The organism is Streptomyces sp. A0642 (genome assembly GCF_004795105.1).
Taxonomy (GTDB): domain Bacteria; phylum Actinomycetota; class Actinomycetes; order Streptomycetales; family Streptomycetaceae; genus Streptomyces.
The window spans coordinates 39361-56094 of the sequence record NZ_SSBL01000023.1; the positions used below are offsets into that span (position 1 = coordinate 39361).

15 protein-coding genes and 1 pseudogene are annotated in these 16734 nt (G+C 70.0%); 6 read left to right on the plus strand and 10 right to left on the minus strand.

From position 1 onward, the window contains the following. Positions 1-8: 8 nt before the first annotated feature. The 4 genes from E6R60_RS28955 to E6R60_RS28970 form a co-directional block, all read right to left on the minus strand. On the minus strand, positions 9-458 hold the full coding sequence (locus E6R60_RS28955) for a copper chaperone PCu(A)C (protein ID WP_136329651.1): 450 nt from the start codon (positions 456-458) through the stop codon (positions 9-11). Next, entirely contained in the window at positions 455-1108 is a 654-nt protein-coding gene (locus E6R60_RS28960) for an SCO family protein (protein WP_136329652.1), read from the minus strand. Before E6R60_RS28960 ends, E6R60_RS28955 begins: the two co-directional genes overlap by 4 nt. Positions 1109-1161: 53 nt before the next feature. Further along, complete coding sequence (locus E6R60_RS28965) at positions 1162-1905, minus strand: YcnI family protein (protein ID WP_136329653.1); 744 nt, start codon at positions 1903-1905, stop codon at positions 1162-1164. 167 nt (positions 1906-2072) lie between these two features. After that, a complete protein-coding gene (locus tag E6R60_RS28970) occupies positions 2073-2876 on the minus strand; it encodes a hypothetical protein (RefSeq protein WP_206309543.1) in 804 nt (267 codons plus the stop codon). Positions 2877-3133: 257 nt separating this feature from the next. On the opposite strand from E6R60_RS28970, the gene E6R60_RS28975 reads away from it, so the two are divergent. After that, positions 3134-3760 carry an ATP-binding protein gene (locus E6R60_RS28975; protein WP_136329654.1) on the plus strand — a complete coding sequence of 209 codons (627 nt, stop codon included), beginning with the start codon at positions 3134-3136 and terminating at the stop codon, positions 3758-3760. 36 nt (positions 3761-3796) lie between these two features. On the opposite strand, the gene E6R60_RS28980 is transcribed toward E6R60_RS28975, so the two are convergent. After that, entirely contained in the window at positions 3797-5260 is a 1464-nt protein-coding gene (locus tag E6R60_RS28980) for an aminopeptidase P family protein (RefSeq protein WP_136329655.1), read from the minus strand. Positions 5261-5382: 122 nt separating this feature from the next. Beyond that, complete coding sequence (locus E6R60_RS28985) at positions 5383-6753, minus strand: PP2C family protein-serine/threonine phosphatase (protein WP_240802711.1); 1371 nt, start codon at positions 6751-6753, stop codon at positions 5383-5385. A 599-nt stretch (positions 6754-7352) separates the two neighbouring features. Between E6R60_RS28985 and E6R60_RS28990 the strand changes: the two genes are divergently transcribed. After that, positions 7353-8075 carry a bifunctional DNA primase/polymerase gene (locus tag E6R60_RS28990; protein ID WP_136329656.1) on the plus strand — a complete coding sequence of 241 codons (723 nt, stop codon included), beginning with the start codon at positions 7353-7355 and terminating at the stop codon, positions 8073-8075. Between the two features lie 760 nt (positions 8076-8835). Here E6R60_RS28990 and E6R60_RS28995 read toward each other — a convergent pair. The 3 genes from E6R60_RS28995 to E6R60_RS29005 form a co-directional block, all read right to left on the minus strand. Beyond that, on the minus strand, positions 8836-9801 hold the full coding sequence (locus E6R60_RS28995; protein ID WP_136329657.1) for a DUF5926 family protein: 966 nt from the start codon (positions 9799-9801) through the stop codon (positions 8836-8838). A gap of 179 nt (positions 9802-9980) precedes the next feature. Beyond that, positions 9981-10652, minus strand: coding sequence for an ATP-binding protein (locus E6R60_RS29000; RefSeq protein WP_136329658.1), 672 nt, complete (start codon positions 10650-10652; stop codon positions 9981-9983). Between the two features lie 126 nt (positions 10653-10778). After that, on the minus strand, positions 10779-11615 hold the full coding sequence (locus E6R60_RS29005; protein ID WP_136329659.1) for a glycerophosphodiester phosphodiesterase: 837 nt from the start codon (positions 11613-11615) through the stop codon (positions 10779-10781). 198 nt (positions 11616-11813) lie between these two features. On the opposite strand from E6R60_RS29005, the gene E6R60_RS29010 reads away from it, so the two are divergent. Together E6R60_RS29010 and E6R60_RS37575 are read left to right on the plus strand one after the other, a co-directional pair. Then, the gene (locus E6R60_RS29010; RefSeq protein WP_136329660.1) at positions 11814-13307 is read left to right on the plus strand and encodes a trypsin-like peptidase domain-containing protein; all 1494 of its coding nucleotides are present in this window, start codon (positions 11814-11816) and stop codon (positions 13305-13307) included. Positions 13308-13619: 312 nt separating this feature from the next. Beyond that, positions 13620-13829 (plus strand): annotated as a pseudogene (locus E6R60_RS37575) (hypothetical protein); the annotation flags it as partial. On the opposite strand, the gene E6R60_RS29020 reads toward E6R60_RS37575, so the two are convergent. Then, on the minus strand, positions 13826-14356 hold the full coding sequence (locus E6R60_RS29020; RefSeq protein ID WP_136329661.1) for a hypothetical protein: 531 nt from the start codon (positions 14354-14356) through the stop codon (positions 13826-13828). The pseudogene E6R60_RS37575 and the gene E6R60_RS29020 overlap by 4 nt on opposite strands. Before the next feature lie 93 nt (positions 14357-14449). Between E6R60_RS29020 and E6R60_RS29025 the strand changes: the two genes are divergently transcribed. Beyond that, a complete protein-coding gene (locus E6R60_RS29025; protein ID WP_136329662.1) occupies positions 14450-14659 on the plus strand; it encodes a hypothetical protein in 210 nt (69 codons plus the stop codon). 809 nt (positions 14660-15468) lie between these two features. Further along, positions 15469-16728, plus strand: a complete 1260-nt coding sequence (locus E6R60_RS37050) for an ice-binding family protein (RefSeq protein WP_206309545.1) — start codon at positions 15469-15471, stop codon at positions 16726-16728. Positions 16729-16734: the final 6 nt, after the last annotated feature.

A 16734-nucleotide genomic window follows, 5' to 3' on the forward strand; every position in this document is an offset into this window, starting at 1 on the left:
TCAGTCCCTCACTGCTTCTTCGGGTTGTGGGTGGTCTCCTTCACGGGAAGGTCGACCTCGATGGGGCCGGCCTTCTCGAAGTGCAGTTCCACGGACACGGTCTCGCCCTGCTTGGGCCGCTGCTTGAGTTTCATAAACATGATGTGGTTTCCACCGCGTTCCAGATCCAGCTCGCCGCCCGCGGGTACGTCGAAGGACGTCACCATGCGCATGGCCTGATTCTTCGTCTCGTGGATCGTGACGTCGTCCGACAGCGGACTGGTGACCGACGTGAGCCGGTCGGAGCTGCCGCCGTCGTTCCGCACGACGAGGAACGCCGCCGCCATGTCGTTGACGGGCTGCGGCATGAAACCGCCCATGACCTTCAGCTCCGGCGCGCCGCCCGAGGACGAGCACCCCGCCAGCGTCAGGCCCGTGGAGAGGGCCAGGACGCCGGCGAGGGTGGTGCGGCGGTTCACGGCTTCTCCCCCTTGACGATCTTGGGAAGGTCCTTGGTGTAGTCCTCGGGGGTGGTGTCCTCGCTGTACAGCACGTAACCCTGGTCGGTCTTCGGGGAGAACGCGATGACCTGGGAGCCGTGCATCGAGACGACCGTCCCGTCCTTCTCCTTCTTCGGTGCGTCGATGCCGATGCCGATCTGCCGGGCGCCCGCCTGGATGGTCGGGAAGTCGCCGGTGAGACCGATGAAGGAGGGGTCCTGGGACTTGAGCCAGGTGCCCAGCGAGGCCGGGGTGTCCCGCTCCGGGTCGGTGGTGACGAAGACGACCTGGAGATTCTCCTGGTCTGCCTTCGGCAGCGCCTTCTTGGCGATGGCGATGTTGCTCATGATGAGCGGGCAGACGTCGGGGCAGTTGGTGTAGCCGAAGTAGATGAGCGTCGGCTTGCCCTTGGTCCTCTCGCGCAGGTCGTACTTCTTGCCGTGGGTGTCGGTCAGGACGAGATCCGGCTTGGTGAACGGCTGGTCGAGCACCGTTGCTGCCTGGGTCTTCGCCTCGACCGAGACGTCGGCGATCGGCTTCTTGCTGTCGTTGTCACTGCCGCCGCAGGCGGACAGCGTGAGCGCGGCCGCGGCGACGAGCGCCGCGGCCAGCACTGACTTCTTAACCATGGAGCACATTTCCTGGTGGGTCGGTGGAGCGGGTGGGACGGGAAGGGCGGTGATCAGGCGATACGGCGACGGCCGGCCAGGACGCCGAAGGCGACGCCCGCGACGCCGATGACGATGCCGACGATGCCGAGCACACGGGCCGTGGTGTCACTGGAGGAGGAGGCCGCGGCCGTCGTCTGCCCGTCCTTCGCGTGGCCGGCCGTGGCGTCCTTGTCGGCGGAGTCCGAGCCGGAGGCGGCGGTGGCGCCGTGGGCGTCGCCGGCGGCCGCGGTCAGCTTGAGGACCGGGGCGGGGCTCTCGGGCTCCTCCGCGCCTTCCTTCTGCTCCTCGATCCAGCGCACGACCTCCTTGTTGTCGTACGTCTGGACGGCCTTGAACACCAACTGGTCGGCGTCCTCGGGGAGCTGGCCGACCGAGAGCGGGAACTGCTGGAAACGGCCGGGCTCGATCTTGCCGCCGTCCGCGGTCCAGGTGACCTTGGAGACGGCCTCGTCGATCTTCTTGCCGTGCATGTCGAGCGGCTTGGCCAGCTTGCTCTTGGTCACCTCGACGTCCCAGCCCGGCACGGGCTGCGGCATGACGGACGCCAGCGGGTGGTCGGCCGGGAAATTCACTTCGAGCTTGGTCGTCGAGGCGTTGTCGCGCTCGTTGGGGACCTTGAAGTTGATGACGGCGTAACCGCCCTTGGCGGCCTCGCCCTGCGGCTGGACGCTGACGTGGGCGGAGGCCGTACCGGCGAGGATCAGCACGGTGGACGCGGCGACGCCGCCGGCGAGGGCGATGCGGGAAACGTTCATGACAGGGATCACTCCACAGATGCACGAAGGAAGGGTGCTCCGGCGCGCGGGTGCGCGACGGGATCGCGACACCCCATCCCCACGACTGCGTGCGTACGAGGACCCGTACCGGCACCGCGGGGGTGCGTGGCAGGGATCGCGCGCGGCATCGCGTGGAGGGCGTCGCGTCAGGCTGCGAGGGTGAATACGGGGGGCGGCCCGCGCCTGATCACCATGTGCTGCAAGGGATCCCCGGTGACCGGGGAAGGTGCGTCCACGGCGGTACGGGAGATGCGCGGCCCGGTCGTCGGGCCGCCGGGAAGCCCGGCGCGCAGCGCGGCCACGAGTGCGAGCGCGGCGCGCAGCGCACGCAGCCGGGCCCCGGCCGCCACCTGCTGGGCGCCGTGGGCCGACAGCCGGGCGAGGCGGAACAGGGCGACTTCGCCCCGCCGCAGCAGCCAGCCGGCGGCCAGTGCGGCCAGCAGGTGGCCGAGCACCATCGGAAGGCTGGGCAGCAGCCCGGCGAGACCGGCTGCGCCGCCGGAGGGGGCGGCCATCAGGTGCTGGTGGGTCTGGCCGGTCACGGACGCCGGGTCGATGCCCGCGGTCGTGACGATGCGGTGGGCGTCGGCGGCGTTCAGCCGGTCGGGCCCGGCACCGCAGACGAGACCGGCCGCGAACCGGATCAGCGCGTCCTCGCCGGCCGGGACCCGGGGCGAGGCGGTGTGGGTGCCCACGCCGAAGAGCGTGTGCAGGACGATCTGTCCGCCCGCCAAGGCCGCGGCGATGGAGGGCAGCGCACGTTCGCGTCCGGCGAGGGGGGCCGCCACCGCGAGGATCCCGAGGAATCCGGCGAGCAGGGTCCACCAGGGGACGGCCGCGCAGGCGGCCAGCGTGTGCCCGGCCGCGGACAGCGCGACGCAGACCGCGGCGAACACCGCGGCCCTCAGCAGCCGCATACCGGCTCCGGCACGTCCCACCGACGTAGTCATGGCCGAGACATCATCCCACTGCGCGCCCTGCCTCTGTACGGCAGGTCCGGAAGGTCGTCTTCCGCCCGAAAGGACGGGAGCCGGGCCGTTCGGACCGGTTGCGGACGGGGCACGACGGTTCTGTGAGCTTGGGAAGCACAGGTGTGGCGAGCGCGGGTATCCGCCGAATGAGCGGTCTCACACCCCGGTCGTGCTTACGAACCGCTTCGGGCGGCAATACGTATCGGTATGTCGAGCCGCAGCCAGGAGGCTGGAGCATGAGCATCTGGTGGTCACTCCATTTGCGGCGCGAAGCTGCGAGCGTTCCGCTCGCCCGTCGGTTCCTACTCGGCACGATGGAATCCGCGGGTGTGGACCCGGACGTCTCCTTCGATCTGTCTCTCGCCCTGAGCGAAGCGTGTGCGAACGCCGTCGAGCACGGCGGGGCGCACGGTGTCCCGGGTGGGACTCCGGAGAGCTGGGATGCCTGGGAGGAACCATCCGCTGCCGCCTGCGGGCAGTACCGGGTCACCGCCTATCTGGACGGCGAGAAATGCCGTATCGAAGTCGCCGATTCCGGACCGGGGTTCCCCGCCAGGCGCGCACTTCGCACCGCCGCACAGCACCACGAAGCGCATCAGCACGAGCCGCAGCACCACGAAGCACAGCAGCATGAACCGCAGCACCACGAAGCGCAGCACCAGGAAGCGGCCCCGTCGGGCGGCACATGGCAGCCGTACGCCGAGCACCCGTCGCTCACCGCGGAGGACGGGCGGGGTCTCTGCCTGATCGAGCAGCTCGCCGATCACGTCCACTTCGGCAACCGGCCGGGGCGCGGCGGGGCGGTGGTGAGTTTCGACAAGGTCCTGAAATGGCGGGAGGGCGCCCTGCTCATGGTGTCCTGAGCAGGGCGCCCTCCGACGCGACGACGGGGTGGACGGTCAGCCCTTGAGCCCGGCCATCCACGCCTCGACCTCGTCGGCCTGCCGCGGCAGCTTGTCCGAGAGGTTTCGGTTGCCGTCCTCGGTGACGAGGATGTCGTCCTCGATCCGGACGCCGATGCCGCGGTACTCCTCGGGAACGGTCAGGTCGTCGGCCTGGAAGTAGAGACCGGGCTCCACGGTGAGGCACACGCCCGGCTCCAGCGTCCCGTTGACATACGTCTCGGTCCGCGCGGCGGCGCAGTCGTGGACGTCCATGCCGAGCATGTGGCCGGTGCCGTGCAGCGTCCATCGGCGCTGGAGACCCAGCTCCAGGACCTTGTCCACGGACAGGTCGCCGAGCAGACCCCACTCGACGAGCTTCTCGGTGAGCACGCGCTGGGCGGCGTCGTGGAAGTCGCGGTAGTCGGCGCCGGGCTTGACCGCGGCGATGCCGGCTTCCTGCGCCTCGTACACCGCGTCGTAGATCTTCCGCTGCAGCGGCGTGAACGTGCCGTTGATCGGAAGGGTGCGGGTCACGTCGGCGGTGTAGAGGTCGTTCGTCTCCACGCCGGCGTCGAGCAGGAGCAGTTCACCGGAACGCACCGCGCCGTCGTTGCGCACCCAGTGCAGGGTGGTGGCGTGGGGCCCGGCGGCGCAGATCGAGCCGTAGCCGATGTCGTTGCCCTCGATGCGGGCGCGGAGGAAGAACGTCCCCTCGATGTAGCGCTCGCTCGTCGCCTCGGCCTTGTCGAGGACCTTCACGACGTCCTCGAAGCCCCGCGCGGTGATGTCGCAGGCCTTCTCCAGCTCGGCGATCTCGAAGGCGTCCTTGACCAGGCGGGCCTCGGAGAGGAACACGCGCAGTTCCTCGTCGCGCTCCGCGGTCACCTTGTCGGTGAGCGCGGCCTCGATGCCGGAGTCGTGACCGCGGACGTTGCGGACGGGGCCGGTGGCCTCGGCCAGTGCGGCGGGCAGCTCGCGGACGTCCTTCGCCGGGATGCCCAGCAACTGCTCGGCCTCGGTCAGCGAGTGACGGCGGCCGACCCACAGCTCGCCCTGGCCGTCGAGCCAGAACTCGCCGTTCTCCCGGTTGGAGCGCGGCAGCAGGTAGACGGTCGCCTCGTGGCCGTCGTCCTTCGGCTCCAGGACCAGGACGCCGTCCTGGGTCTGGTCGCCGGTGAGGTACGCGTACTCGGTGGACGCGCGGAAGCCGTACTCGGTGTCGTTCGACCGGGTCTTCAGCCGGCCGGCCGGGATGACCAGCCGCTCGCCCGGGAAGCGCGCCGACAGCGCGGCGCGGCGATCGGCGGTGTGCGCGGCCTGGGGGATCGGCTCCAGGCCATGCAGCTCGGTGTCGGCCCAGCCGGACTTCATGTTCGCGGCGAGCTCGTCGGAGACGCCCGGGTACAGGCCGTTCTTCCGCTGCTTGACCGGCTCTGCCTCTTCGGTCTCCGGGTTCTCCGGGGTGGGCTCCTCAGACACGGCTTGTCTCTCCTTGATACGACACTGGACCCCCTCCATCGTACGGGCGTACGGAAGGGGGCCCAGGGCCGGAAGGCCTCTTACACAGGGTGGCCCGCCGCTGCCGGCGGGTGCGGGGCGGATCAGTCGAAGCGTGCGGCGAGCAGGACCACGTCCTCCGTGGGGTCGCCCCGGTCGATTCCTTCGGGCAGCACGGTGCGCACCACATGGTCGGCGACCGATCCGGCGTCGTGGCGCAGGGCCTTCGGGACGCTCGCCGCCGCCGAGTGGAGCCGTGCGAACGCCCGGTCCATCGAGTCGCCGGCGCGGCGCAGCAGACCGTCGGTGTACAGCAGGACCGTCTCGCCGGGCGCCGGTGCGATCTCCACGCTCGGCGCCTCCCAGCAGGCCAGCATGCCCAGCGGGGCGGAGAGGGTGGTCTCGATGAACTCGGTGCGACGGTCGCCGACGAGCAGCGGCGGGGTGTGCCCGGCGCCGGCCAGCAGGATCTTGCGGCGGGCGGGCTCGCAGTAGGCGAAGAGGGCGGTCGCGGAACGGGCCGGTTCGGTCAGCCGCATCAGGAGTTCGAGATCGGAGAGCACGGCGACCGGGTCCTCGCCCTCCATCACCGCGTACGCCCGCAGGCCCGCGCGCAGTCGTCCCATGGCGGCCAGGGCGCTGGGTCCGGAGCCGCCTGCCGAACCCACGGCGAGACCGAGCGCGCCCTCCGGCAGCGCCAGCGCGTCGTACCAGTCGCTGCCGCTCTGCGGTGCGGCGTGATGGCGTACGGCCAACTGCACACCGGGGACGCGGGGCAGCCGGCTGGGCAGGAGCTCCTCGGCGATGGTGGCGACGTCGGTCCTCGCCCGCTCCAGTTCCAGCAGCCGGGCCAGGTGCTCGGCGGCGTACCCGGCGTACAGCCCGACGAGATGGCGTTGGCGTTCCAGCGGCTCGGCGGGTTCGTCGTAGAGCCAGACCGCGGCGCCGAGACGTCCGGTCCGCTCGGTGGTGATCGGCAGTGCGTAGCTGGCCGCGTAGCCGAGGCGGGCGGCGACCTCACGCCTGCGGGGGTCCAGTCCGGTGTCGCCGAGCAGATCGGGGGTGGCCGACGCGCCGTCGGGGTTCGGCAGACCTTCCAGGATGCGGCCGTAGGAGGTGGCGCTGCGCGGGACCGTCTCGATCTGGCCGAGCTCCCCGTGGGCCAGCCCGAGGCCGACGGTGCTGACGGGACCACGGAGGTCGGAGGGTTCGAAGGCGATCAGTCCGCGACGGGCGCCGACGAGCGCGGCTCCGGCGTCGAGCAGTTCGTGCAGGGCGTCGTCGAGGGTGTTGGTTCTCGCCAGCCGTTCGGTGAGCTCGTGCAGCGTGGTGAGGTCGGATACCCAGCCCGCCAGACGGTCCTGGAGGAAGGCGCCGGGAGCGGCGGGTACCTCGGTGAGGGGCCCGGCAGTGTGCGCCGAAACCGGAACTTGTGGATCGATTCCAGCCACTTTCGGCAGGTGTGGGGCGCTCATGGTTGCCGGCTTTCCGACTGGTTTGTTTCGTCGAATAGCATCGCAAACCCCCATGTCATTCTGCGCCGCTACCAGTGCATCCACATGTACACGCACAAGTAAGGCGATGTCCAGCATTGTCCCCACCGGATTTATGGTGTCCGAGGGGCGAGCAACTTGGCCAAAAAATGCACCCTGCGGCAGTCATTCACGGTCGACTGGGTCTGCTCGACCGGGCGTTGCTCCCCGGGGCACATCCCAGGGGGAGCGTCATTCCGGGCGCGCTGGGTACGTACATCAGTAGATGGCCAGAGGCGGTTCGGACCGCCTCCGGAACCTGGCGGCGGCCCCGGACGTCCTCACCTGTGACGGCCACGCCCCCTCCCCGAGTGGCGAGGCAGTACGACGGACGGCAGGCGCGTGACGCGCCCTGCACCTCGACACGCTTTCGACTGGAACCGGCTCGATTCGGCTCAGCACAGCTCAGGCTCGGTACCGAAGAACAACCCGTACCGCAGGCTCGGCGGGCTTGTACACACAGTGACGATCCGCACACGTGTTGTGACGCGCGCGTGGTGTGATGTGGACCCTCGGCGTTCAACGGAAAGGAACGAGCGCTCATGCGCGAGATCCTCGGAAGGCGACGCAGGCTCCGGTTCGGGCGCAGGGGAGGAACCGCCCGGCTCGACGCGGCCCTGACCTGTGCCACCGCCTGGCAGTGGCCCGTGCTCCCGGGGGTGGGGCTCCAGGCGGCCGGCGGCCGTGGTGAGCGCGGCCGCGCCTGCGCCTGTCCCGACCCCGAGTGCGCGGTGCCCGGCGCGCACCCCTCCGATCCCGGGCTGCTCGCCGCGACCACCGACGCCCGCATGGTGCGCTGGTGGTGGACGAACCGGCCCGCCGCGCCGGTCCTGCTGGCCACGGGCGGGCTCGCGCCGTGCGCACTGAGCCTGCCGGCGGTGGCCGGTGCTCGCGCCCTGGCCGAGCTCGACCGGACGGGCCTGCGGCTGGGCCCCGTGGTGGCGACGCCGACCCGGTGGTCGCTGCTGGTCGCCCCGTACACCCTGGAACGGCTCGGCGAACTGCTCCACGCCCAGGACTGGGTGCCCTCCTCGCTGCGTTTCCACGGCGAGGGCGGCTATCTCGTCCTTCCGCCCTCCGAGATCGGTACGGGGCAGGTGCGCTGGGAGCGGGCGCCGGACAAGGTCTCCCGGCCCGGCCCCGGTGGCGGGGCGCCGGTCCGGGCTGTGGCGTCGCCGTGGCTGCCGGACGTGGGGGTGGTTCTGGACGCGCTGGTCGCGGCGAGCTCCAGTGCGCCGGACGGCGGGAGCCGGCTCGCGTACTGACCGGCGGGCCGAGGCCGGGCGCGCTGTCTCCGTGCTGCCGCCCGGTCTTTCCGTGCTGCCGTGGCGCGTGCGGTGCCGCTTCCGTTCTCGACCCGCATTCTGACCTTCGCGGCCCGTCCTCATTACCGAGCGCTGTCGGATCCCCGGCGTATCACTTCTGGGTGAGGTGGTCGGCGAGGGATTTTCCGGTCATTTCGTGAAGGCGGTTTGGGTCATGCAAAGTCTGCCGATGCAAAGGCCGCCCGGGCCGGCATTCTGATGCCCTTTCCGAAGCCGTTCGAACGGCCGTCGAAGATCTCTTCGGGGGATCTTCCGCCACGCAATCGGAAAAGGAGCCGGGCCGATGGCATCTGTCCGATATCCAGCGGTCCGACGACCGTGCGGTGCGGTTGTCGACACCCGGCCCAACGGGCCTTCCACGACGGAGGGTTGACGTCGGCTCACGCCGAAGTCGTCGCCGGGCAAGCTGGAAGGACGGCAAGGGCGGGACGGGGCGAGCGGAGAGCGGCGGTGCGCGACCGGCGGCTGTGCAGGGCCTGTGCGCGGCTCGTGCGCCCGCTGGTGCGCCGTCGCGCGCCGTGCCCGGGCATGAGGATGCCCGATCGCTGGCGACGGGGGATGCACCAGCGACCGGGCTTCTAGAACGGTAACAAGAGATCTGCCGTTCGCAAATTCGATCTCGCGTATTCGGACAGCGATTTACCTGTCAGTACGGTGGATTGTGACAGGCGTCACCGTACGGGCGGGATGATGGTCACTGTCAGCTGAGGGTCACTTGGCGGTTGGTGAGCCCGCCACGTGCCCGGCGCTCCTCGGCGGTGAGCGGCGCGTCCGACGCGAGCGCGGTCGCGAGCCGCTCCGCGAACGCGACGGCGGGCTTCTCGCACTCCTCGGCACTCATGGAGGTCGGCAGGTCCCAGACCGGGACCATCAGGCCGTGCGCGCGGAAGGAACCGACCAGCCGGGTCCCCTCGCCGAGCGACGAGGTGCCGGCGGCGTGCAGCCGGGCGAGTGCGTCGAGGAGCCGCTCCTCGGGGTGCGGCATGACCCAGCGCAGGTGGTTCTTCTCCGGGGTCTCGCACCAGTAGGCGGCGTCCACGCCCGACAGCAGGACGGTCGGGAGTGCCGCGTCGTTGGCGCGTTCCAGGGACGCGGTCACCTCGGCGGTGGCGTTCTCCGCGTCCGGCACCCAGAACTCGAAGCCCGGGTGCACGACGGGCGTGAACGGGGCGTCGGCGTCCAGGAGGTCCTGGAGACGCGGTCCCTCGGCCGGTACGCGCCGGGCGGCGACGGGAGAGCCGGGCTCGGCCTCCAGCGCGCGCTGGAGCGTGTCGGCGAGGTCGCGGCTGAGGTCGCCCGACGAGGTGTCGTTCTGCAGGGCGAGCAGGACCGAACCGTCGTCGCGGCGCAGCGCGGGCCATGCCATCGGGAGAACGGTCGCGAGCGTCACGGACGGCACGCCCTCGGGCAGTCCGCCCTTCAGCGTCAGTTCGGCCGTGGCGGCGGGGACCAGCTCGCGCAGCGCGACCCAGTCGCATTCGCCCGCCAGCCCCTCGAAGGGGCGCTGGACGAGTTCGGCCACGGCCTGGGCGGCGGCGCGGCCGTGACAGGCCTTGTAACGGCGGCCCGAACCGCACGGGCAGGGCTCGCGAGCCCCGACCACCGGAATCTCGCCGTCCGTGAGCTGCTGCTTCCCGGCCTTGGTCTGAGGGCGCTTCTTCGCCATGGTGGGCTTTCTCCCGATTGCGACAGTGCGGTCTGGGCCGCGAGCCTAGCCCCCCGTGCGCGGTCCGCAGGCACGGCCGACCGTAACGGCGGCCCGCTCACGACGGACACGGCGTCGGCCAACGGGGCTCCGTGGTGCGCTGTCGCCCGGCCCGGCGCGGCCGGCCGCGCCGCCCCGGTTCAGCCCGCGTCGTCGAAGGCGTCGGCGAAATCCAGCCCGTCGAGGCCCGTCGCAGCCGTCACTCCCGCACTGCCGCCCGGCAGCCTCGTCACTCCCGGCGCCCGCCCGTTGCCCCGCGTGCCGGGCGCTTCGCCGGGGACGCCGTGCCCCTCGTGGAGCAGCACCCAGACGGTGACTTCGCCGGACGAGTCGTCACGTACCCCCCACTCCTCGGCAAGGGCGCTGATGATGTTGAGCCCCCGGCCGCCGCGAGCGGTCACCGACGGAGTGGCCGGAACCGGCCGGGTCGGGCCGCCTCCGTCCGTCACCTCGACGGTCAGCCCGCCCGTTCTGTCGACGTGCCAGGCGGCGCGCACGTCGCCGTCTCCCACGTCGGTGTGCCGGCCCAGCGGCCTGCCGTGCCGGCAGGCGTTGCTGAGCAGTTCGGAAAGGATCAACACAGCATCGTCGACGACCGAATCCGGCACCCCGTGACTGCGCAGCTGCTCACGCATCCGGTGCCGTGCCTGACCCACGCCCGCAGGACCATGGGGTACGGCCATGCTCGACGACGTGGGCACTTCTTGTGCCACCACCAACGCCACCCCCGAGACCTCCTTTGCCCCACGCCAGGGAGTGGATGCCCCTCTGGACTGGACCGGAAACCGGCCAATGGCCCACGAGTGACGCACTCGTAACGATTGGGCACGGGGTGAATGCGCCGGTGTACTCCCTGTAACCAGCAGAAAAGGGCGCGCTCCCCGCCGCCCGCCCGCCGGCCGCTCCCCGGGACGGCCCGGTTCGGACGGACCGCGCCCTTACGCGCGCCCCAGCTGTGCCAGGACCTGTTTCGGCCGGTTCGTGATGATGGCCTCGACCCCGAGCCGGATGCAGAGCTCGACGTCCTCGGGCTCGTTGACCGTCCAGACATGCGCGCGATGACCGGCGCGGTGCAGCCGGTCGATGTACCCCGGGTGGCTGCGTACGATCCGCATCCCCGGCCCCGCGATCCGGGCACCGGCCGGCAGCCGTCCGTCCCGCAGCCGCGGGGAGACGAACTGCATCAGGTAGACGGTGGGCAGGTCGGGCGCGGCGTCCTGGATGCGGTGCAGCGAGCGGGCCGAGAAGCTCATGATGCGGACCGGCGAGGGGGCGTCGGACGGCGGTGCGTCGAGCTCGAAGCGCTTCAGCAGGTGCAGCAGCCGCTCCTCGACCTGCCCCGCCCAGCGCGTCGGATGCTTGGTCTCGATGGCCAGCTGCAGCGGACGGCCGGTGGCCCTCGTCTCGACGAGGAGCTCGAGGAGCCGTTCCAGAGTGAGTACGGAGGTGAGCTCGCCCGGCACCGGGTCCCAGTCCGGGGACTCCGCCTCCTCGTGGTCCTTCCACGAACCGAAGTCGAGGGCCGCGAGTTCGCTGAGCTCCAGGGCGGAGACCGCGCCGCGGCCGTTGGAGGTGCGGTTCACCCGGCGGTCGTGTACGCATACGAGATGGCCGTCGGCCGTGAGCCGTACATCGCACTCCAGGGCGTCGGCGCCGTCCTCGATCGCCTTCCGGTACGCGGCCAGGGTGTGCTCGGGGGCGTCGTCGGACGCGCCCCGGTGTGCGATGACCTGGATGGGATGCTGGCTGGGGCGCTGCTGCCGTGCTTGGGTCACCGCGTCATGGTGTCACCGGGAGGCGGCGGGTGCGCGCACCTTGTGACGTGAGACCGTTTTGTCCGGTGTAAGGGCCGGTGCGCGGATGCACAGGTCCTGCTTACAGTGGCCTGACGTGCCGTGGGAAAAGCTGACTCCAGACACGTACACAGCGGATCTCTTGCCGAATGATGATGTGGAACCGAGGAGTAAAGAGCTGTGAGCACAGAGAACGAGGGCAACGAGGGAACCGCGGCCGAGGCCGCCCCGTCCGTGCCGTCCGCACCTCCCGTGCCGGCCGACGCTCCGCAGGGGCTCCCCGGGAGCGCGCCCGCCGCCCCGCCGCACCACGACGCGACGGCCCCACAGCAGCAGCAGCCGGCCGCCCCGGCCCAGGACCACGCGACCACGCCCATGGCCCCGGTCCCGGCGGGTGCGCCGCAGTACGCGCCCCCGCCCGCGCCGCAGTCAGCGGCCGACGCCGGCTGGCCCCCGCCCCCGCCGGCGGTCCCGGCGTACGCCCATGGGCACGGGGCGCAGGGCGGCGGCCCGGTGTGGGGCCCGCCCGGCCAGCCGCAGACATCCGACGCGCCGCGCAAGCGCCGCGCGGGCGGTCTGGTGGCCGCGGTGGCCGTGGCGGCACTCGTCGCGGGCGGCGTCGGCGGAGCCCTCGGCTTCTGGGCCGCGGACAGCAACGGCTCCGACTCCTCCGTTTCGACCACGGTCGCCGCGTCGGGCACGCCCCAGGACCTCAAGCGCGACCCGGGCACGGTCGCGGGCGTCGCGGCCAAGGCGCTCCCCAGCGTGGTCACGATCGACGCGCAGGGCGGTGACGGCGAGGGCGGCACCGGCACCGGCTTCGTGTACGACAAGGAAGGCCACATCCTCACGAACAACCACGTGGTGGCCTCCGCCGCGGACAGCGGCCAGCTCACGGCGACGTTCTCCAACGGCAAGAAGTACGACGCCGAGGTGGTCGGCCGGGCCCAGGGCTACGACGTGGCCGTCCTGAAGCTCAAGAACCCGCCGCAGGGACTCACCCCCCTGCCGCTCGGTAACTCGGACCAGGTCGCGGTGGGCGATTCCACGATCGCGATCGGCGCCCCGTTCGGCCTGTCCAACACGGTCACCACGGGCATCATCAGTGCGAAGAACCGCCCGGTCGCCTCCGGTGACGGCTCCGGTGGCAGCAACTCCTACATGAGCGCGCTGCAGACCGATGCCTCGATCAACCCGGGGAACTCGGGCGGCCCGCTGCTGAGTGCCGGTGGTGCGGTCATCGGCATCAACTCGGCGATCCAGTCGACCGGAAGCACAGGCCAGAGCCAGGCGGGCTCCATCGGCCTCGGCTTCGCGATCCCGATCAACCAGGCGAAGAACGTCGCCCAGCAGCTGATCAAGACCGGTCAGCCCGTCTACCCGGTCATCGGAGCCACGGTGACGATGGACGAGAAGACCGGCGGCGCGGTCATCTCGGAGCAGGGCGCGGGCGGCACGGAAGCGGTCACGAAGGGCGGCCCCGCGGCGCGGGCCGGCCTCCGGGCGGGCGACGTCATCACGAAGTTCAACGACACCGTCGTCGACAGCGGCCCGACCCTGATCGGCGAAATCTGGACCCACCAGCCGGGTGACAAGGTCACACTGACCTACAAGCGCGGCGGCAAGACCTCGACGGTGGAAGTCACCCTGGGCGAGCGCAAGGGCGACAGCTGACCGGCTCGTACTCCAGCGGTAGATCCTGATCTTGCTGGTGAGGTCTGGTGCGGGCATGGGTGCGGCCACCGTTGATCATCGTGATGTGTGTGGACTGACGAAGAGACGGTGGCCGCGGGGCACAGCGTGGATCCCACCCGTTGGCGGGATGCGTTCAAGGGCTTGATGGGCCGGATCGCGGGCCACTTCGCTGGGGTCGAACCCCGGCGTCGGGCGGGGCGGGTGGTGCCCGGGCTGTCGGACCTGCCGCGCAAGAACTGCTGGACGGTCGCCGAGTGGGCCGGGGAGGCAATCCCGCACGGCCGCTGCTGCAACCCTGCACCAGGCACCCTCGTACCGCTCACCTGCAATGAAATCCAGCACCCGTTCATCACCCTCGTCGTCCAGTCCATCCACGACACGGTCCACTGGCTCGGCTGGTCCGGCCGGCGACGTCGCCACCGGGCTCGCGCCCAGGCCAGCCCCTACCGGCGGCAAGGCGCACAGCCATGGAGTTCACACAATGCGGTGGGTCGTCATTAATCACCCGACTCGACGAACTGGCTCGCCCATGTCTTGAACCGATCGTCAACCTCTTGCCGCTCAGCCCAAAGCGCATGCAGGTCCTCAGGTGGTCCCAAACCGAAGTTCTGGTCCAACCAGGTCAGAAACTCCTGCCGGCCCTCGCTGTGCTCCTCGACGCTTTCGGGGTCAAGGAACCCGCAATCAGAGAAGGGCTCACTGTCGATAGCGAGAAGCTGAAGCAACTCCGTCAGGCTCCGCGCGATCACATAGAGGTCCCCTTCATCGCCGACGAAGACAACGGGCAGAAGGGCAAGATCGGTCAGATCGTCGCACCGCCACAGGGCGTAGTCGGAGCCGGTGCGGTTGGCCCGCGCGAAGGGGATGAAGCGGCTCAGGAACTCCGGGTGCTCCGACCAGGTGTGGAGGCCGGCGTCCGAGCCGTACTCGCGCAGCTCGAAACCTTCCGAGTAGGAGACCGGACCGATCCGGTCCTCGAACTTCTTGAGCAAGTTCAGTTCCGGGATGGGCGAGTACGCCTCGCTCATGTGGCCTCCTTGCCGGGCGGGGACGCCCGGCCCCGAACGCGGACGTCATGCACGGGTCGGGTGATGCTACCTGCACGGAGTGACAGTCAGGCGGTGCCGTCAGCACTCGTGCACTCGCCTGCCAACGACAGCAATCCGCTCGTCGATGCCAACGACAGCAATCCGCTCGTCGATGAAGATCACGATCTGCGGCTGGAGTACGGGATCGTCCCGCGTCGAAGCGGTCTTCGCGGACCGTTGACGCGGGGTGGTTTGTCCGAGCGCATTAATAAGCGAACGGTCTTGAAAACCGTAGTGGCGTGAGAGCGTCACCGTAAGTACGAATCCCAGCGTCTCCGCAGGTGGGAGCCGTGTTGTCCAGAAGGGGTGCCCCTCAGAGAGGGGCACCCCTTCTGCATGAGGCCCGTCCCACCCGGGTCCGGCTCCGTCGCGTTGTTGAGCAGCCGTAGCCCAGCTTGGGCCTGAGCAACCGGCATGACTCCGGCCGGCTAGCTGTCTTGAGAACTTGCCGTTCGTCTGCGGCCGGTAGGGCCGGATGCGTTTGCGGGCGATGCCGAAACCGGAAGCGGGCTGCGCAAGGGTGCCGTGTTCGCGCACGTACGCCAAGGCATCCACGCTGGCGCGGGCTGGTTCGCAGCGGTGGTCCACCTCGCGGATCGCAATCAGCATGGCGACCCGCTTGACCAGAGCGCGAAGGCGGTTGAGGAGCGGGAGGACTGCCTCCCATAAGACTCCCGCTGCGGTGTGTTGAAACGCCGAATACTTTCCTCAAGGCACGGGGGCTTCGTGCGTCGCACACCCTTCGACCGTCACCCGGTCAGTGGCCACGCTGAAGAGAGCGTGCTGCAGCGGGCGAAGTGCCAGCTCTGCGGTGGCTTTCCGCTCGAATGGGGGACGGTCATTCGGCCCAACATGCATAGTGCGGTGCATGGTGCATGTTGATCTATTTCGGCGAAACCGCGCGAGTGGGCCATCACCGGTATCAGATGCCTGCGTAATATGCCGCAGACGGAAGAGGCGATTCTGATCGAAGTCAAACGCCGGATCCCCCCACAGGAGTTGAAAAATCGATGACACTCAACATGTCCGATCTCCCACAACGGCGCACATTGATGGCCTGGATTGCAGGGGCCCTCACTCTGCTGATTGCCGCCGCCTTTGTGGCCATCACACCCACGCGAGCAGACGCGGCGACCTTCGTCGATCTGGGCACCGCGGAAAGCTACGCCGTACTGGCCGGTTCGACGGTTACCAACACAGGTCCTTCTGTGGTCACCGGAGACGTAGGTGTGTCTCCGGGAACAGCCGTCACCGGATTCCCGCCGGGAACGGTCAACGACGGGTCGATCTACACAGCAGCGGCGGCGGCAGGAGCGCAGGCCGACCTCGGTACGGCATACGACAACGCTTTCGGTCAGCCCACGGAATTCACCCTCTCCGCGGCGCCCGTGTCACCCACGCTGATCCCGGGCACCTACGCCGTCGACTCCGGTCTTCTGGTAACCGGCACGTGGACCCTCGATGCCCAGGGCGACCCCGACGCCGTCTGGGTGTTCAAGGTTCCGGCGGGCCTGACGACGGCGTCCGGGAGCAACATCATCCTTCAGAACGGTGCCCAGGCGTGCAACGTGTTCTGGGTGACCGACGAATCGGCCACGCTCGGATCGGACTCCAACTTCGTGGGCACCCTCATGGCACTCACCCAGATCACCGTCAACAGTGGGGCGACCGTCCAGGGCCGGGTGCTGGCTCGCAACGCGGCCGTGACGCTGAACAACAACGTGATCACCAGGCCGGAGTGCGACACCACGACCACGACCACCGGTGATGCTGCGACGGGTGACGCTGCGACGACCGGTGATGCTGCGACGGGTGACGCTGCTGCGACGGGTGATGCTGCGGCGACGGGTGATGCTGCGGCGACCGGTGATGCTGCGACGGGTGACGCTGCTGCGACGGGTGATGCTGCGGCGACCGGTGATGCTGCGACGACCGGTGATGCTGCGACGACCGGTGATGCTGCGACGGGTGACGCTGCTGCGACGGGTGATGCTGCGGCGACCGGTGATGCTGCGGCGACCGGTGATGCTGCGACGGGTGACGCTGCGGCGACCGGTGATGCTGCGACCGGTGACGCTGCGACGGGCGACGCTGCGACGGGCGACGCTGCGACGGGCGACGCCACTGGCGGCCACGAGTGCGGCTGCGACAAGCCGGGGAAGCACGGCCACGGCCACAAGCCGGGGAAGCACGGCCACGGCCACAAGCCGGTGAAGCACGGCCACGGCCACAAGCCGGTGAAGCACGGCCACGGCGAAGGGTCGGGCAAGTACCGGATTTCCAGCGTGCCCGAGATGACTTTCCAGCACTGAACGTGA